Origin of the sequence: Streptomyces gilvosporeus (assembly GCF_002082195.1) — a bacterium.
Taxonomy (GTDB): Bacteria; Actinomycetota; Actinomycetes; order Streptomycetales; family Streptomycetaceae; genus Streptomyces; species Streptomyces gilvosporeus.
Genome location: NZ_CP020569.1, coordinates 1,073,698 through 1,089,772, shown reverse-complemented (window position 1 = coordinate 1,089,772; position 16,075 = coordinate 1,073,698). Strand labels below are relative to the sequence as shown.

Sequence of the window (16,075 nt, the reverse complement as noted above, 5' to 3'; positions counted from 1 at the left end):
TCGTCTCGGAACTGGTGGACGAGGCCGCCACGGGCCCGGCCCTCCTGGCGGAACTCGAACGGCTCGACACCGCACTCGCCGCCGGCGCGCCCGACGCCCGAACCAGGGCCGCCGTCACCGCCCGCCTGGCGCAGATCCTGGACGACTGGCGGGGTGCCTCGGCGGAGGACGGCGGCGCAGAGGTCGCCGAGCGGATCGAGACCGCCAGCACCGACGAGATCTTCGCCTTCATCGACAACGAGCTCGGCCGTCACAGCGATCGCTGAGTCCGGCCCCCCCTTTTACACGGAAGGTTCCACGGCATGCCGAACGACAAAAAGCTCGTTGACTACCTCAAGTGGGTCACGAACGACCTGCACCAGACCCGCCAACGGCTTCGGGAAGTCGAGTCCGCCAAACAGGAACCGATAGCCATCGTCGGGATGTCCTGCCGGCTGCCGGGCGGTGTGCGATCGCCGGAAGAATTCTGGCAGTTGTTGAAGGACGGCCGGGACGGCATTTCGCCGTTCCCCACCGATCGCGGCTGGGACCTCGACACTCTCGCCGGCGAGGGCAGCGGCAGTAGCGCCACCGCCGAAGGCGGCTTCATCGACGCCGCCTCGTTCGACGCGGGCTTCTTCGGCATCTCGCCCCGCGAGGCCGTGACGATGGACCCCCAGCAGCGCATCCTGCTGGAGTCCTCCTGGGAGGCCCTGGAGCGCGCCGGAATCGACCCCGTGTCCCTGCGCGGCACCGAGACCGGTGTCTTCGTGGGCACGAGCGGTATCGACTACGTCAACACCGTGATGAACTCCCGCGAGGACATCGAAGGCCACGGCAGCACCGGCCTCATCGCCAGCATCCTGTCCGGCCGGGTCTCGTACACCTTCGGCCTGGAGGGCCCGGCCGTCACCGTCGACACCGCATGCTCCTCCTCCCTGGTCTCACTGCACCTGGCGGCCCAGGCACTGCGTTCCGGGGAGTGCTCGCTGGCGCTGGCAGGAGGGGTGACGGCGATCTCGACGCCGATGAGCTTCGTCGGATTCAGCAGACAGGGCGGGCTGGCGCCGGACGGTCGGTGCAAGGCGTTCTCCGACACGGCCGACGGCACCGCCTGGTCCGAGGGAGTGGGCGTCCTCGTCGTGGAGCGCCTGTCCGACGCTCGCCGCAACGGGCACCCCGTGCTGGCCGTCGTACGGGGCTCGGCCGTCAACCAGGACGGCGCCTCCAACGGCCTGACGGCCCCCAGCGGTCCCTCCCAGCAGCGGGTGATCCGCCAGGCCCTGGCCGCCGCCGGTCTGTCGGCGTCGGACGTGGACGTGGTCGAGGCCCACGGTACGGGTACTGCGCTCGGCGACCCGATCGAGGCCCAGGCGCTGCTGGCCACCTACGGCCAGGACCGTGACCCCGAGCGCCCGCTGCTGCTGGGGTCGGTGAAGTCCAACCTCGGCCACACCCAGGCGGCGGCCGGTGCGGCAGGGCTGATCAAGATGATTCTGGCGATGCGGCACGGCGTCCTGCCCAAGACGCTGCATGTGGAGGCGCCGTCGTCCCATGTGGACTGGTCGTCCGGTGCGCTGGAGCTCCTGACGGAGTCTCAGGAGTGGCCCAAGGCCGACCGGCCGTGGCGGGCCGGTGTGTCCTCGTTCGCCATCAGCGGCACCAACGCCCACATCATCCTTGAGCAGCCACCGGCCATCGAGGAGACCGAGGACGAGGAAGGGCCGCGTACCTCGCCGTCGGCCGTGCCCTGGCTGGTCTCCGCGAAGTCCGAGGAGGCACTGGCCGCACAGCTGGATCGGATCTCCGCGCTGACCGACCGGTCGCCGCTCGACCTGGGCCTCTCGCTGGCGACCACCCGGGCGCATCTGGAGCACCGTGCGGTGCTGCTGTCCGAGGGCGGCGAAACCGTCGAGGTGGCGCGCGGGCACGCCGAGCACACGGCCGGAAAGCTGGCAGTGCTGTTCTCGGGTCAGGGTGCTCAGCGCGTCGGGATGGGGCGGGAGTTGTACGGCCGGTTCCCGGTGTTCGCCGAGGCGTTGGACGAGGTGCTGGGGCATTTCGAGGCCGGGCTGCGGGAGGTGATGTTCGGCGAGGCGGAGGGCCTGGACGAGACCGGGTTCACCCAGCCCGCGTTGTTCGCCGTCGAGGTGGCGCTGTTCCGGCTGGCCGAGTCCCTGGGCGTGCGGCCGGACTTCGTGGCCGGGCATTCGATCGGCGAGATCGTGGCGGCGCATGTGTCCGGGGTGTTCTCGCTGGCGGATGCGTGTGCGCTGGTGGCGGCCCGGGCGCGGTTGATGCAGGCCCTGCCGGTGGGCGGCGCGATGGTGGCCGTCCAGGCGGCGGAGAGCGAGGTGGCCGGGCGGCTGGTGGACGGGGTGTCGCTGGCGGCGGTCAACGGCCCGGAGTCGGTGGTGATCGCGGGGGTGGAGACAGAAGTCCTCCGCATTGCCGACGAGTTCGCGGCCCAAGGGCGCAGGACTCGGCGCCTGCCGGTGAGTCATGCTTTCCACTCGCCGTTGATGGATCCGATGCTGGAGGACTTCCGGCGGGTGGCCGAGGGGCTGTCGTACGAGGCTCCGCAGATCCCCATCGTCTCGAACGTGACCGGCGAGCCGGCCACCGAGGAGCAGGTGTCCTCACCGGGCTACTGGGTGCGGCATGTGCGCGAGACCGTGCGCTTCGCCGACAGTGTGCGCGCACTGGAGGCCGAAGGCATCGGCGCCTTCCTGGAGTTGGGCCCGGACGGGGTGCTGACGGCAATGGCCCAGCACGTTCTGGACGGAGCCGATGACCGGGTGGCCGTCTCGGCCCTGCGTAAGGACCGGTCCGAGGAGACCGCGCTGCTGACCGCCCTCGCTCAGCTGCACGTCGCGGGCATCGGGGTGGACTGGTCCGGGATCTTCGCCGGCACCGGCGCCCGCCGCGTCGACCTGCCCACCTACCCCTTCCAGCACGAGCGCTTCTGGCCTCGGCCCGCGGCGCCGAGCGGCGATGTGGCCGGTGCGGGCCTGCTGTCCGCGGAACACCCGCTGCTGGGCGCGACGCTCACCCTCGCGGACTCCGGCGAAGTGGTGCTGACGGGCAGGCTGTCGCTCCAGGCATACCCGTGGCTGACCGACCACACCATGCGCGGCAGCATCCTCTTCCCGGCCACCGGATTCCTGGAGCTGGCGATGCGCGCCGCCGACCAGGTCGGCTGCGACCGGGTCGACGAGTTCGTCCTGATGACGCCGCTGGTGCTCGCGGCGGAGACCGGCACGCAGGTCCAGGTGCTGGTCGGGCCCGCCGACGAGAAGGGAAGCCGCTCCGTCTCGGTGTACTCACGCCCGGACGGCAACCCCGGTCTGCCATGGACGCAGCACGCGGGTGGCACGCTGACCAGCGGTGAACGCATCGTGGACTTCGGTTCCACGGTCTGGCCGCCGCAGGACGCGGAGGCCGTCGACCTGGAGGGCTTCTACGACCCGACGGGTTACGGCCCGGCCTTCCAGGGTCTGCGCTCGGTGTGGCAGTCCGAGGACGGTGCCTATGTGGAGGTGGCCCTGCCGGACCAGGTCGCCGACGATGCCGGGGCCTTCGGGCTGCACCCGGTGCTGCTGGATGCGGTACTCCAGTCGCGCCGGATGGCCGGGATCGGCGCCGCGGGGGACACGTTCCTGCCCTTCGCCTGGCGCGGCGTGTCGTTGCATGCGGGCGGCGCCTCGGTCCTGCGGGCCCGGATGATCAAGACCGGCGACGACACGGTGTCCATCGTGGCCGTCGACGCCGAAGGCGCCCCCGTCCTGTCCGTCGAGGAACTCGTCCTGCGCGCCCAACTGCCCGACGCAGAAGCACCGTTGACAGCGCGACGTGGCGCGGGGCGCGACGCACTGCTGTCGGTGGAGTGGGTGTCGGGTCCTGAGGTGTCGCCTGCCGAGGTGCGGTGTGTGTCTCTGGGTGCGGATGTGCTGGGTGTGGGTGCGTCGGTCGCGTCTCTGGCGGATCTCTCCGGGGACGAGGATTTCGTGGTGGTTCCCGTGTCGGGTGTGGGCGACGATGTGCCCGCTGCGGCACTTGAGTTGACGTCCCGCGCGTTGGGTCTGCTTCAGGAGTGGGCCGGCCGGGAGGGCTCCGGCGGTTCGCGTCTGGTGTTCGTCACCCGTAACGCGGTCTCCGCCGATGCGGGGGAGCCCGTACGGGATGTGGCGGGTGCGGCGGTGTGGGGTCTGGTGCGCTCGGCGCAGTCGGAGAACCCCGGGCGGATCGCGTTGGTGGACCTGGACGCCGGTTCCGGGGATCTCGTGGAGGTGCTTGCGGGTCTGCCGGGTCTGTTGGTCGGCGGGGATGCGCAGTTCGTGGTGCGCGACGGCGCGGTGCGCGTGGGACGGCTGGCCGAGCTGGCGGAGTCGGTCGAGTCGGCCGAGTCGGTCGATGGTGTGGGTGTGTCGCCGCGGGCGTGGGATGCGGACGGCACGGTGCTGATCACCGGTGGTACGGGGGGTCTGGGGCGCGAGCTGGCCCGTCATCTGGTGGCCGAGCGCGGTGTCCGGCATCTGCTGCTGGTCAGCCGGAGCGGACCCGAGGCCCCGGGCGTCTCCGGGCTGAGCGACGAACTGGCCGCGTACGGCGCCGAGATAGACGTCCGTGCGTGCGATGTGGCGGACCGGGCGGCGGTGGAGACCGTCGTGCGTGCGGTGGATGCCGCGCATCCGCTGACCGCCGTGATCCACACGGCCGGTGTCCTCGATGACGGTGTGATCGCCTCGCTGACACCGGAGCGGCTGTCGACCGTACTGCGCCCGAAGGTGGACGCTGCCTGGAACCTGCACGAGGCCACCAAGAACCTCGACTTGGCCGCCTTCGTGCTCTACTCCTCCATCTCGGGTGTGCTCGGCTCTCTGGGACAGGGCAACTACGCCGCGGGCAACGTGTTCCTCGATGCGCTGGCCGGGCACCGGGTGGGCCTGGGGCTGCCCGCGCAGTCCCTGGCCTGGGGCGCCTGGACCCAGGGCGGCGGCATGACCGCCACCCTCTCCGATGCCGACATGCAGCGGATGGCCTCCTACGGGACCGCACCGCTGAGCCCCGAGCGCGGCCTGGCGCTCTTCGACGCCGCCACCGCCGGCAGCGCGACCCACCTCGTCGCGGTCGGCCGCGTCTCCGGACCGGTGCGGGCCCAGGGCCCGGTCCCGTCGATGCTGCGCGGCCTGGTCAAGGGCGCCCGCCGCACGGCCGTGAACACCACCGGAGAGACGGCCGTATCGCTCGTCGACCGGCTGCGGGCAGCGCGCCCCGACGAGCGCACGCAGCTGATGACCGACGTCGTACGGTCCGAGGCCGCCGCCGTCCTCGGACACGCCTCGGCCAAGAACGTCGACGCCCGCAGGGAGTTCTATGAGCTGGGCTTCGACTCCCTGACCTCCGTCGAACTGCGCAACCGGCTCTCCACCCTCACCGGACTACGACTGTCGGCAACCGTGGTCTTCGACAGCAAGACCCCCACCGACCTCGCGGCCCGGCTCTACGCCGACCTGGCCGCCCAGTCGGCCCTGGACGGCTCCGCGTCGCAAGCGGGCTTCCTCCCGGTCGCCGCGCCCGAGACCGACTCGCTGGAGCGGATGTTCCTCGACGCCCTGGACAGCGGCAAGGTCCCGGAGGCCCAGCGCATGCTCTCCGCCCTCGGCGCCCTCCGCCCGAGCTTCGAGAACACCGCAGAACTGGAGGATCTGCCGCTCCCGGCCACCCTCGCCGATGGCCCCGGCACGCCGCGGCTGATCTGTGTCAGCACACCCACCGCCAACGGCGGCGTACACGAATACGCCAGGCTCGCCGCGTCCTTCCGGGGCGAGCGGCACGTCAGCGCGCTGCCGCTGGTCGGCTTCGACACGGGGGAGCGGCTGCCGGCCTCCGCCGAGACCGCGGTGCGGGTCATCGCGGAGAGCGCGCTGCGCGCGAGCGACGGCAACCCCTTCGTCCTGGTCGGGCACTCGTCCGCCGGCGCCTTCGCCTACCTGGCGGCGGCCCTGCTGGAGAACACCTGGGGCATCCGGCCGGAGGCCGTGGTGCTGCTGGACACCCTCAGCCTCCGGCACGAGCAGAACGAGAGCATCGACTACGCGGGGCTGATGCGACGCCACTTCATGGTCGACGAGGTCTCGCCGGTACGGATGACGAACTCCAGGCTGTCGGCGATGGCGCGCTGGATGGGCATGCTCAACCAGCTCGAAGTGCGGCACACGACCGTCCCCGTACTGATCGTCCGTGCCACCAAGGAGACCTTCGGCATCGGGACCGACACCGGAATCTACGGCGAGGACGACGGCAGCCCGGTCGACGTCCGCAGCGTGGACGCGGACCACTTCTCCATGGTCCGCGACGACGCCCCGGAGACCGCGCGGATCGTCAAGGAATGGCTCGACTCCCTCGGCAACGCGTGACAACGGCACACGAGTCACCGGTAACCGAGTTCCCGGTGACCGAGTAACCGGTGACCGAGTAACAACGCCGCAGGGCCACACCCCGACGAGATCGGCGGTGTGGCCCTGCGGTCGGCACTTACGCCAGGTCCGGGGCCCCTACGCCAGGGCCGGGAGCGCGAGAACCAGCTCGGCGGCGGTCTCCCGCCCGCCCGCCGCGCGCATCAGGGCGGCCCGCCGCTCCGCCTCCTTGTGGAAGGACGGGGTGCCCAGGACCTTCGTGAGCTTGTCGACGACGTCGTTGACGTCGAGCTTCTGCGGCTGGTCGAGGGTCAGGCTGAGGCCGAAGTCCTGGCCGCGGACGGCCTGGTCGTAGCAGTCCACCCACAGCGGTCGCACCACGAGCGGCTTGCCGAAGTACATGCCCTCGTTGAAGCCGTTGCCGCCGCCATGGGTGAAGAACACCTTCACATTCGGATGGCCCAGCACATCCATCTGCGACGGAACCCAGCTCTCGATCCGCAGGTTGCCCGGCAGCGACTCCCTGGGCGGCAGCAGGTGCTGCTGTTCCGACGGCAGCTTCCACAGCACCTGGTGCCGGCCCTCCAGCCGACGGGCCACCTCCACCATGGAGGCGACCTGCTCCCGCGTCAGCCGGGTGATCGTCCCGAGCCCCACATAGACCACGGAGGACTGGGCGTCCAGCCACGGCGCGAGATCCTGATCGTCCGGCGCCTCGGGCAGCTGCGGCACCATGGCACCCACCAGCCGCATCTTCTCCGGGATGTCGAAGGGGTAGTCCAGCTCGGCGAGGGAATTGCACAGCACCAGCTCGGCGTGCTCGATCCGGGCCATGAAACTGGCCTTCGGCAGCCCGAGTTCCTTGCGCCGCCGGTTGTCCTCCGCGAGGACCTTGCCCAGCCGAGGGTTGAGGAACATCGCGAAGGTCCGCAGCTTGAACAGCTCGTTGCGGACGCGCTGCGCCGGCGTCATCCGCCGCGACAGCCCCGTGTGCGGGACGGGGAAGCCCGGCGGGGTGTAGCTCTTCGAGAAGTGCGTATGCGCCGTCAGCACATTGCTCGGCAGGAACGGCACGCTCAGTACGTACGGGATCTTCCGGGCGATGGCCGCGTCGACCGCGAAGCTGCTGATGCAGTCGATGACCATCAGCGCCGGCCGGACCTCGTCGATGACGGCCTGGAGACGGCGGAACTTCTCCGCCTGGAGGCCGGGCCGGTAGGTGTGCCGGACGACCGCGCGGTGCGCCTTGAAGCGCGAGGGCTGGGTCACCTCGCGGTAGATCTCGTCACTCCACGTCACGGCCGACATTTCGGAGTCGACCTCGCCCAGGGAGGCGAACTCCACAGGGGAGCCCTCCGCGATCCGTTTCACATCGTTGCGGCGCGGCTCGTCGGTGGCGAACCAGAGGTCCGCCACGCCCTGGCGAGAGAGTTCACCCGCCAGCACGAGCAGCGGATTGAGCAGGCCGCTCTCCGGAAGGCTGACGAAGAGGATCGGCCGTCGGGCGGATTCCATGGATTCCCTTTCACCGGTGGCAGGCTGGGCTCGGCGAGCACGCCTGTGTGCGGGGCGATTGGTCGCACCTACCTTTGATGTCACGCCGGGTGTCGGGAAATCCTTAGACTTGGTCGTCGGCGCCGTGGCCCAGCAGTTCGTGCAGCAGCGCAGTCGCCGGCAGTGCCGGGTGGAGGTACACGCGCTCGCGGCGTTGTTCCACGGCCGCCAGCAGCATCCGGAAGGTGGTCCTCGCCTCCTCGGTCCGCCCGACGTGATGTTGCGCCTGGCCCAACAGACCCAGGTGGAGCGGGTGGCGTAAGTACGTCCTGGACTGGCTTAGTTCGGCCAGCGAGGTGTGCATGAGGGCGAGGCCGTCGTCGCGGTCCCCCGCGTGCACCAGACCCCACCCTTTGACGACGCCCAGCATGGCCTTCCAGTAGAGAAGTCCATGGTCGCCCGCAACGCGGACGCCCTCGTCGCTCGACGCGAGAGCGGTGCGGGTGTCGCCCTCCCAGGCCGCCACGACCCCGTCCACGTACAGCGCGAAGGAGCGGTCGGACGGCCTGCTCTCGTACTCGGTCAGGCTCACCAGCTCACGTCGGCGCGCGTCGGCGGTCTGCTGGTGTCCAAGGAGCCAGTGGGTGAACGTGTTGTAGGAGCGGCAGGAGACGCGGGGGTCGTGCTGGAAGGTACGCGCCAGCGCATGACCCTCGTTGGCGAAACGATCTGCCATGTCGACGCCGTGCTCCAATTCGGCGAGCGCCTGCGGCAACATTCCGCGCACATGCAGCACGATCCCTTCGCCGTACGCCGCACCGAGCACCGCCACGGGTTCCCGGGTCTGCCGCGCGAGGTCCCGCAGCAGCCCGGACAACTGCCTTGAGGCGTCGTAGCGGCCGGCGACCAGGGATGCCGCGCACAGCGCCCAGAGCACCGACGGGTCCTCGGGGGCATGCGTGACCGTGCTGAGGGCGCGACCGCGCGTCAACGCCGTCTCGGCCTCGGGGTGCCCGTAGCCGCGAGTGGTGGCGAGTACCTGGCCGAGTTGGATGTGCAGATTCTGTTCCATTCGCACCGTGGCGGAATCGTCCGGGGGCAGGAAGCCGACCAGGTGCACCGCGCGGCGCAGCCAGATCTCCACCTGCTCGTACGCCATGGCCTGCTCGGCGTGTTCCGCGGCGAGCAGCAGCCGAGGCAGCACTTCGACGGCGGGCAGCGCACTCTTGGCGTGCCAGCTGTGATGTGCCACCCGCTCGATCTCCTCGTCCCCCACGTGCCCGCGGCTGCGCGCGTACAGTGCGTCGGCGACATTGGCGTGCAGTCGGCGGCGATCCTCACGGGGGAGCTCGTCGACGAGCGTCTCCTGGATCAGGGCGTGCGTGAAGTGAAGCTGCCCCGGGCGGTGCGGATCCTCCCCGAGCAGGCCGGCACGGATGGCCGACTCAAGACCCGCGTTGACCGGTGCGCCGCATGTGGCGGTCCGGCGCAACAGGTCGGTGTCCACCTCGACGCCGATGACGGCGCACAGTCGAAGCACCCGCAGGACCGGTTCGGGCAGCGCGGCGAACCGCTGGTGCAGCGCCTCGCGTACGCCGGTGGGAATGTGGGCCAGCAGCGTGTCCACCGCGTCCGGGCAATGGAGGCGACGCGCGTGGCCCACGAGAGAGAGCAGTTGCATCACAAAGTACGGATTGCCTTCGCTGCGCCGGTGCAGCACGTCGACGACCTTCGGGTCCACACCGGCCCCTGCATGGGCTTCGACGAGGGCGCCGACGGCCTGCCGGGGGAGCCCGCAGAGCCGCAGCGTCGCGGTCCTGGGGCCGCGGAGGACATCGGAGATTATTCGGCGCAGCGTGGCATCCGACTCGGTTTCGAACTTCCGGGCCGTGAGCACGATGCCCAGCGGATGGCCCTGGGAGCGGGTGCTCAGCAGCCTGAGCAGGTCGAGGGAGGCGGTGTCCGCCCATTGCAGGTCTTCCAGGAGCAGCACCAGCGGGTGTTGCCCGGCGAGGGTGAGCAACACCTCGCAGACCGCGTCATGCGCGAGGAAGCGGGCCTGGGACCAGTCGGAGGCCGAAGTCGGGCCTTGGGTCCGGTCCGCCGACCGCTCGGGCATCAGCGGGGCCAGCAGGGCGCCGTACGGTTCCGTCGCCTCGCGAAAGGCATCCGGCCGGCTGGTGGACAGCCGCCGCAGGATCTGGGTCCACAGCCAGTAGGCCGGGACGCCGTCGCCGGGGAAGCAGTGGCTCCAGATCACCTCCAGCCTGGAGCCCTCCTCCTGCGCGTCCATGCTCTCCAGACGTGCCGCAAGTTCCAGCAGCAGCCGGGTCTTTCCGACTCCCGGGGGGCCGAGGACGCCGGCCACATGACCGTGGCCCACGACCGCGCTCGCGGCGGCGGTCGTCAGGCGGTCGAGGTCCTGGCTGCGGCCGATGAACGGCGAAGGGGTGGCCGTCCACCCCGACTCGAACTCCGGTGATGCGCCGGCCTCCGGGGCGGCAGCCGACTCGTGTTCCGGCCCGGGAGCCGGCCGCCACTCATCCGTCCCGGCCTGCGTGCCGACGGCATCCGCCCGCGCGCCCGACGGCACATCGGTTCGCGCCTTCGGCCGCGCGTCGGTCCCCGTGATCCCCTCGCGTTCTCCGGCCGCCCCGGAGACATCCGTCGCGCTGGCGTCGTCGGTTGCCGCAGCCCGGCCGTGCCCCTGGGGCGGGACGGCCGTCCTCCCGCCCGCGGAGCCCCCGGAGCCCCCGAAACCCGCGAAGTCCGGTACTCCGCCGTCACCCGGCTCATTTCTCACCCGCGGGACATCCGCCGCTCCGCCGGACTCAACCGGTGCGGCAGACGGCTTCTTCGAGGGGGCGCTCGCTCCCGGCTCCTGGCGCAGGATCGCGGTTCGGACCCGGCGCAGTTCCGCCGCGGTGTCCACACCGAACTCCTCGACCAGATGGTTACGCGTCCGCTCGTACACCTCAAGCGCCTCGGCCTGCCGCCCGAGTTGGGACAGCGCCGTCATGAGGTGGCCGACCAGCCGCTCCCGCGTGGGATGACGACGCGCCTCCCCGTCCAGCGCGGCGGCGACCTCTTCGGCCGCGCCGAGAGCCAGCCGCGCCTCCGCACAGGACTCCACGGCGGTGAGCCGGATCTGTTCGAGTCGGGTGCACTCGTCGCTGAGCGGCGGATGGCCGTCGAACTCCGCGTAGGGCGAGCCGCGCCAGAGTTCCAGGGCCTCGGTGAGCCGGGCCTGCGCGGTGCGTGGATCGCGCTGCTCCAGCAGCCGCCGTCCGTCGGTGACCAGACGCTCGAAGCGGCAGGCATCGACCTGTTCGGGATCGAGATCGAGGACATAACCGGGCGTCCGATGACGCAGCACCGAAAGTTGGCCCATTTCCGTCACTGCATGCAGCGCCCGACGCAGATGTGAGACATGGCTTTGGAGTGTGGCGACGGCGTGGCGGGGTGCTTCGTCACCCCACAGTTCCTCCACGAGCAGTTCGGTGGGCACCACGCGGCCAAGGCGGATGAGGAGCAGGGCGAGCAGGGTGCGCCGACGTGGCGGGCCAAGCGGCAGGTCCTGCCCGTTGTATCGCGCCGACATGGGCCCGAGAACGCTCAGTAAGAGCTCATTCTGGCCGATCGTTGTAGGTGACACGCTTGCGGTCGGAGGTGCGGGCATTGCGGTCCCCGTGGTTCTCGCGGATATGACTGACGGACGGGTTTCGAGCTGGCGTTCCCACCCCGCCCCCTGTGGAGCTTGGCATAGACAAAGCGCCTTCCCGGCTCGCGACCCGCCGAATGGCAAGAAAGCGGCAGGTGTTCGGCAAGGATTCCGACAAGGGGTCCGGAACACGACGGCAGGCGACGGCAAGGAGCCGCCAGTGGCTCGACCAGGACCCCGCAAGGGCGGTGCCACACAATGTTCAACATCTGGAGATCCGCTGGTCCCAGGGTCAATGACGCCCCTGCTGACGGCCTTCAACGCCGCTCGCCAGCCTCCGAATTGACTTCGCCCTCAAGTTTTCCGACAGGGAGCCCTCTCTTGCTGAGTCCAGCACCTTCAGCTCCGGGCCTGTGCATGGCGAGCCTTGATAAAACGTTGACCATCCAGCAGGCGAACACCGAGTTCTTCCGGCAGTTCAACGGCTCGTCCGAGGACATATGCGGCCGCAATTTCCGTGACGTGGTGCACCCGAGCGTGCAGCAGCCGCTGGTACGCCAATTCTCCAATTTACTGGAAGGTAAGCACCAGCGATTCGTCACGCCCGTCATCGCCGTGGGCCCCGGCGAGGAGTCCGCCTTCACCGTTCCCCTCACCGCGGTCGCGGTGCGCGGTGGCCTGCCCGACACGACCGCGATCCTGGTCATGATGCCCTCGGCCGGGGACGCCGAGGGGACACGCGTGGTAACCCAACGCAAGAAGATCCTCTCCGCGATGGACGCCCGCATCCTCGAAGGCATCGCCGCCGGCGTCTCCACCGTCCCCCTGGCAGCCCGGCTCTACCTCAGCCGACAGGGCGTCGAGTACCACGTGACCTGCCTGCTGCGGAAGTTGAAGGTCCCCAACCGCGCCGCGCTGGTCTCCCGCGCCTACTCCATGGGCGTGCTCAAGGTGGGCATCTGGCCGCCCGAGGTCGTGGACGACTTCGTGAAGTAAGCGGACACGGAGCCCACGCCGCCCGTCACGAGCGCGCCCCCCCACTCGCGACGGTGGCCCTGGCAGCGCCCACCCGAGCCGAAGTGAGGCCGGTCGACGGGCAGTCCTGGTACGCGGACGAGACGGGGCTGTGGAACCACGGCGCGTCGGGGTCGAGGGCGACGACCCCGGCACACCCCCGGGGGAATAGGACCGGGTCACGACCTGGTCTTCACTCACCAGGTGCAAGTCAAGGGACTAGTCGAAGCGGCCGGACCCGTGGCACGCACGCCCTCGACGCGTGGCGCTGACGCCGGACGGACTCGACCGCGCGAAGCCCGACTTCATCGCCCCGGTGCAGGAGGCGGCGAGTCCGCCCGCCCAGGGGCGAGGTCCAGGACGGCTCGTGCGCCGCCGCTCGGGGGGTTCTCGTACGTCACCGTGGCGCCGAGGACATGGGCCTGGCCGGTGACGATGGTCAGGCCCAGGCCGATGCCGACGCCGCGTTCGCGGGCGCCGGTGCGGAAGCGCTGGGGTCCCTGGGCGAGGAGGTCGGCGGGGAAACCGGGGCCGTGGTCGCAGACCTGTAGTGAGGTGCCGGTGACTTCCAGGGTCAGCGGTGGGGCGCCGTGGCGTCTGGCGTTGGTGAGCAGGTTGGTGAGGATGCGTTCGACGCGGCGCGGGTCGGTGGCCACGACGGCGTCGTCGTGGACGTGTACGTCGACGTCCCCGCCGGACAGGGCGGCCGCGCGGTGCGCCAGGTCGCTCAGCCGGATCTCCTCGCGCTGAGCCTGTTCGACGCCCGGTACGTCCAGGCGGGCCACCTCCAGGACGTCCTCCACCAGGTTGCGCAGCGTGTCCACACCGCCGCTGACCAGCTCGGTGGGACGGCCGGGTGGCAGCAGGCCGACGGCGGTCACCAGGCCGGCCACCGGGGTGCGCAGCTCGTGAGCGATATCCGCGGTGACCCGGCGTTCGGCCTCCAGCCGGGCGCTGAGGGCGTCGGCCATGGTGTTGACGGCGGCGCCGAGGCGGGCGATCTCGTCCTTGCCCTTGGGCCGTACGCGGTCGGTGAGATCGCCGTCCGCGATGCGCTGGGCGGTGCGGGCGGAGGCGGTGATACGGCGTCCCACGCCCGCCGCCGCGAGGACGCCGAGTGCGCAGCCGAGTGCGGTGACGGTCGCGCCCGAGCCGAGCAGTACCCGGTCGAGGTCGGCGAGGGCGCGGGTCTGCGGGGCGTAGGAGCGACGGAGCGCGAGGATGTCGTGGCCGGTCCGGGTGGCGGCCCAGAGCACGGGGGCGGCGGAGCCGGCGGGGTGCTGGAGGAGGGTGGCCCGTACGGGGCGGCCGGTCACGGTTTTGCGGAGCGCGGGCGGCAGGTCCGGGGGGTTGATGAGGGCGCCGCTGTCGGTTCCGGAGACGTAGGCGCTCACCACGTCGACGAGTTGGGCGTCGATGCTGTGGGTGGCGCTGCGGCGCTGTTCCGCGGCGGTGCGCTGGTGTACCAGCAGGCCGATGAGGGTGGCGACGATGGCGGCCGTCCCGGCGATGACCAGGGCGGTCTTGGTGCGGAGTCCCATGGTGGTCGGCCGTCCTGGTGCGAGGTGCTGGGGTGCGATGCGAAGGGGCTCGGAGTGTTCGGGGGTGCTGAGGGCGCTCAGGGCGCGAGTTTGTAGCCGAAGCCGCGGACGGTCACGATGCGGTCGCGGCCGATCTTGGCGCGCAGCCGCTGGACATGCGCGTCGAGGATCCGGCCGTCGCCCTCCCAGGCGTAGTCCCACACCCGCTGGAGCAGGACCGTACGGGAAAGCGCCACTCCCGGCTGGTCCGCGAACTCCAGGACCAGCTTGCGTTCGGTGGGGGTGAGGTCGAGCAGCCGGTCCCCGCGCCGGACCTCCATGGAGGCGGTGTCGATGGTGAGGTCACCGAAGCGGAGGGACGGCTCCTGCTCGGGCAGGGCCTCGCGGCTGAAGTCCGCCGCCCGGCGCAGCGCGGAGCGGATCCGGGCGACGAGTACGGGGATGTCGTAGGGCTTGGTCAGGTAGTCGTCGGCGCCCGCCTCCAGGCCGAGGACGACATCCACCGGATCGGTGCGCGCCGAGATCATCAGCACCGGCAACCGGCTCTCCGCGCGGATCCGGCGCACCAGGCTCACCCCGTCGAGGCGGGGCAGCATGACGTCCAGTACGGCGACATCGGGCGCGCGGTCGTGGAACTGCGCCAGCCCGGCGAGCCCGTCGGAGGCCGTGCGCACCTGGTATCCGTAGCGCTCCAGGGAGAGCTGGGTGGCCTCGCGCAGCAGGGCGTCGTCCTCCACGAGCAGCACATCGGTCATGGCTTGCGGTTCCTAGGGCTCGGGGACGGGCAGACGGACGTTGCGAAGATCCTCTCCCGAGTCGGCGGGCGGGAGGTGGGTGGACCGTACGGTGGCGCGGGTGTAGTACGAGACGTTCTCCTGGCGTTGCAGGCGGCCGAGTTCGATGGTGGCCGGGTAGCCGGATTTCGGGCAGTCGGGGATGCACCAGGTGCCGGTGATCCGGCCCGTGGCGACGGCCTTCGGTCCTCCCCAGGAGCGCCAGCTCAGCCCGAAGACCGAGGTGAACTCGGTGAGGCCGAACCCGGTGGGGCGGCTCAGCGGGTGGCCCATGGTGTCGGAGACGTAGACCGGGCCGGTGACGTGGCTGGGGCTGGGCGCGGGGCCCTCGACACGGGGCTGTTCGGGGCCGCCGCAGCCGGTGCTTCCCACGGCCGTCAGCGCCAGTACGAGGGTGGCGGCTGCGGCCGTGGGCCTGTTCATCGCGCGTCGGGCCTTTCGCGTCAGCTGGTGGCGAGCGGGCGCTTGCCCTGGAGATCTTCCACGGAATCGTACGCTCCGGGCTTCCCGGACAGGTGCAGGGTGAAGCGGGAGAAGACCCGCTTGCCGTGCACGGTCTTGGGGTCGGAGAGCGTGACGGTCGCCTTCAGCGGCTTGTCGAGGCAGGTGTCCAGGCACCAGTTGCCGGTGATCTTTCCGGTGGCCACGGCCTTCTTCGCGCCCCACTGCTGCCAGTGGAGGCCGCCGGCCGAGGTGAACTCGGAGAGCACCAGGTTCTTGGGGCTGCGCTCGGGGTGGCCCTTGTCCGCGTTCTGCTCGCCGTAGTGGTTGACGACGTACGGGGTGGTGGCGGGCGCCGCGGCGGTGGCGGTGCTGGCGTCCGCCGCCTGGGCGGTGGCGAGCGCGCCGAGGGCGGCGGTCGCGGCCAGGCCGGCGGCGATGGCGGCCTTCTTGCGCGTGGTGGTGCGCGGGGCGGCGCTCTGGGTGCGGTGCATGGTTCGCTCCGGTTCGTGGGGGTGGAGATCGGTCGGCGGCTCGACTTCGCGGTGCCGGAAGCTTCGCCGTGGCAGAAAGCTATGGGCGACGTCTCGCGGCGACCTGTCGACTATGTAACAGCCGTCCATCGGCGGTTGTTACACGGCCGTCGTACGAGCCGAGGGCCCGAACGTCCGCCGCCCGGTTCCTCGGGCGTGGGTGCGTCCGAACGGCCGCCTTGCAGCGATGGTCCGCCGA

General features: G+C 70.8%; 8 protein-coding genes. 2 read left to right on the top strand and 6 right to left on the bottom strand.

Annotated features, from left to right (window positions below; translation table 11 throughout):
- The first annotated feature begins 302 nt into the window (after positions 1 to 302).
- Positions 303 to 6,398: a type I polyketide synthase gene (locus B1H19_RS05020; protein WP_083103411.1), complete on the top strand. Its 6,096-nt coding sequence runs from the start codon at positions 303 to 305 to the stop codon at positions 6,396 to 6,398.
- Between the two features lie 138 nt (positions 6,399 to 6,536).
- Here the strand turns inward: B1H19_RS05020 and B1H19_RS05015 are convergent, their stop codons facing one another.
- Both B1H19_RS05015 and B1H19_RS05010 read right to left on the bottom strand, forming a co-directional pair.
- Complete coding sequence (locus tag B1H19_RS05015; RefSeq protein WP_083103410.1) at positions 6,537 to 7,913, bottom strand: glycosyltransferase; 1,377 nt, start codon at positions 7,911 to 7,913, stop codon at positions 6,537 to 6,539.
- Between the two features lie 103 nt (positions 7,914 to 8,016).
- Positions 8,017 to 11,493: an AfsR/SARP family transcriptional regulator gene (locus B1H19_RS05010; protein ID WP_203237100.1), complete on the bottom strand. Its 3,477-nt coding sequence runs from the start codon at positions 11,491 to 11,493 to the stop codon at positions 8,017 to 8,019.
- Between the two features lie 498 nt (positions 11,494 to 11,991).
- On the opposite strand from B1H19_RS05010, the gene B1H19_RS05005 reads away from it, so the two are divergent.
- Positions 11,992 to 12,549 (top strand): LuxR C-terminal-related transcriptional regulator, encoded by a 558-nt coding sequence (locus B1H19_RS05005; protein ID WP_418361425.1) that lies wholly within the window; start codon positions 11,992 to 11,994, stop codon positions 12,547 to 12,549.
- Between the two features lie 323 nt (positions 12,550 to 12,872).
- Here B1H19_RS05005 and B1H19_RS05000 read toward each other — a convergent pair whose 3' ends face one another.
- From B1H19_RS05000 to B1H19_RS04985, 4 genes are all read right to left on the bottom strand, one after another.
- Positions 12,873 to 14,108: a HAMP domain-containing sensor histidine kinase gene (locus tag B1H19_RS05000; RefSeq protein ID WP_083103407.1), complete on the bottom strand. Its 1,236-nt coding sequence runs from the start codon at positions 14,106 to 14,108 to the stop codon at positions 12,873 to 12,875.
- A 77-nt stretch (positions 14,109 to 14,185) separates the two neighbouring features.
- On the bottom strand, positions 14,186 to 14,863 hold the full coding sequence (gene cseB, locus B1H19_RS04995) for a two-component system response regulator CseB (protein ID WP_083103406.1): 678 nt from the start codon (positions 14,861 to 14,863) through the stop codon (positions 14,186 to 14,188).
- 12 nt (positions 14,864 to 14,875) lie between these two features.
- On the bottom strand, positions 14,876 to 15,325 hold the full coding sequence (locus B1H19_RS04990) for a hypothetical protein (RefSeq protein WP_083103405.1): 450 nt from the start codon (positions 15,323 to 15,325) through the stop codon (positions 14,876 to 14,878).
- Between the two features lie 20 nt (positions 15,326 to 15,345).
- Positions 15,346 to 15,837 (bottom strand): hypothetical protein, encoded by a 492-nt coding sequence (locus B1H19_RS04985; protein WP_083103404.1) that lies wholly within the window; start codon positions 15,835 to 15,837, stop codon positions 15,346 to 15,348.
- Positions 15,838 to 16,075: the final 238 nt, after the last annotated feature.

Coding starts and splice junctions, on each gene's coding strand:
- B1H19_RS05000 (WP_083103407.1), bottom strand. CDS start 14,108: ATGGGACTCCGCACCAAGACCGCCCTGGTCATCGCCGGGACGGCCGCC.
- cseB (WP_083103406.1), bottom strand. CDS start 14,863: ATGACCGATGTGCTGCTCGTGGAGGACGACGCCCTGCTGCGCGAGGCC.
- B1H19_RS04990 (WP_083103405.1), bottom strand. CDS start 15,325: ATGAACAGGCCCACGGCCGCAGCCGCCACCCTCGTACTGGCGCTGACG.
- B1H19_RS04985 (WP_083103404.1), bottom strand. CDS start 15,837: ATGCACCGCACCCAGAGCGCCGCCCCGCGCACCACCACGCGCAAGAAG.
- B1H19_RS05015 (WP_083103410.1), bottom strand. CDS start 7,913: ATGGAATCCGCCCGACGGCCGATCCTCTTCGTCAGCCTTCCGGAGAGC.
- B1H19_RS05010 (WP_203237100.1), bottom strand. CDS start 11,493: ATGTCGGCGCGATACAACGGGCAGGACCTGCCGCTTGGCCCGCCACGT.
- B1H19_RS05020 (WP_083103411.1), top strand. CDS start 303: ATGCCGAACGACAAAAAGCTCGTTGACTACCTCAAGTGGGTCACGAAC.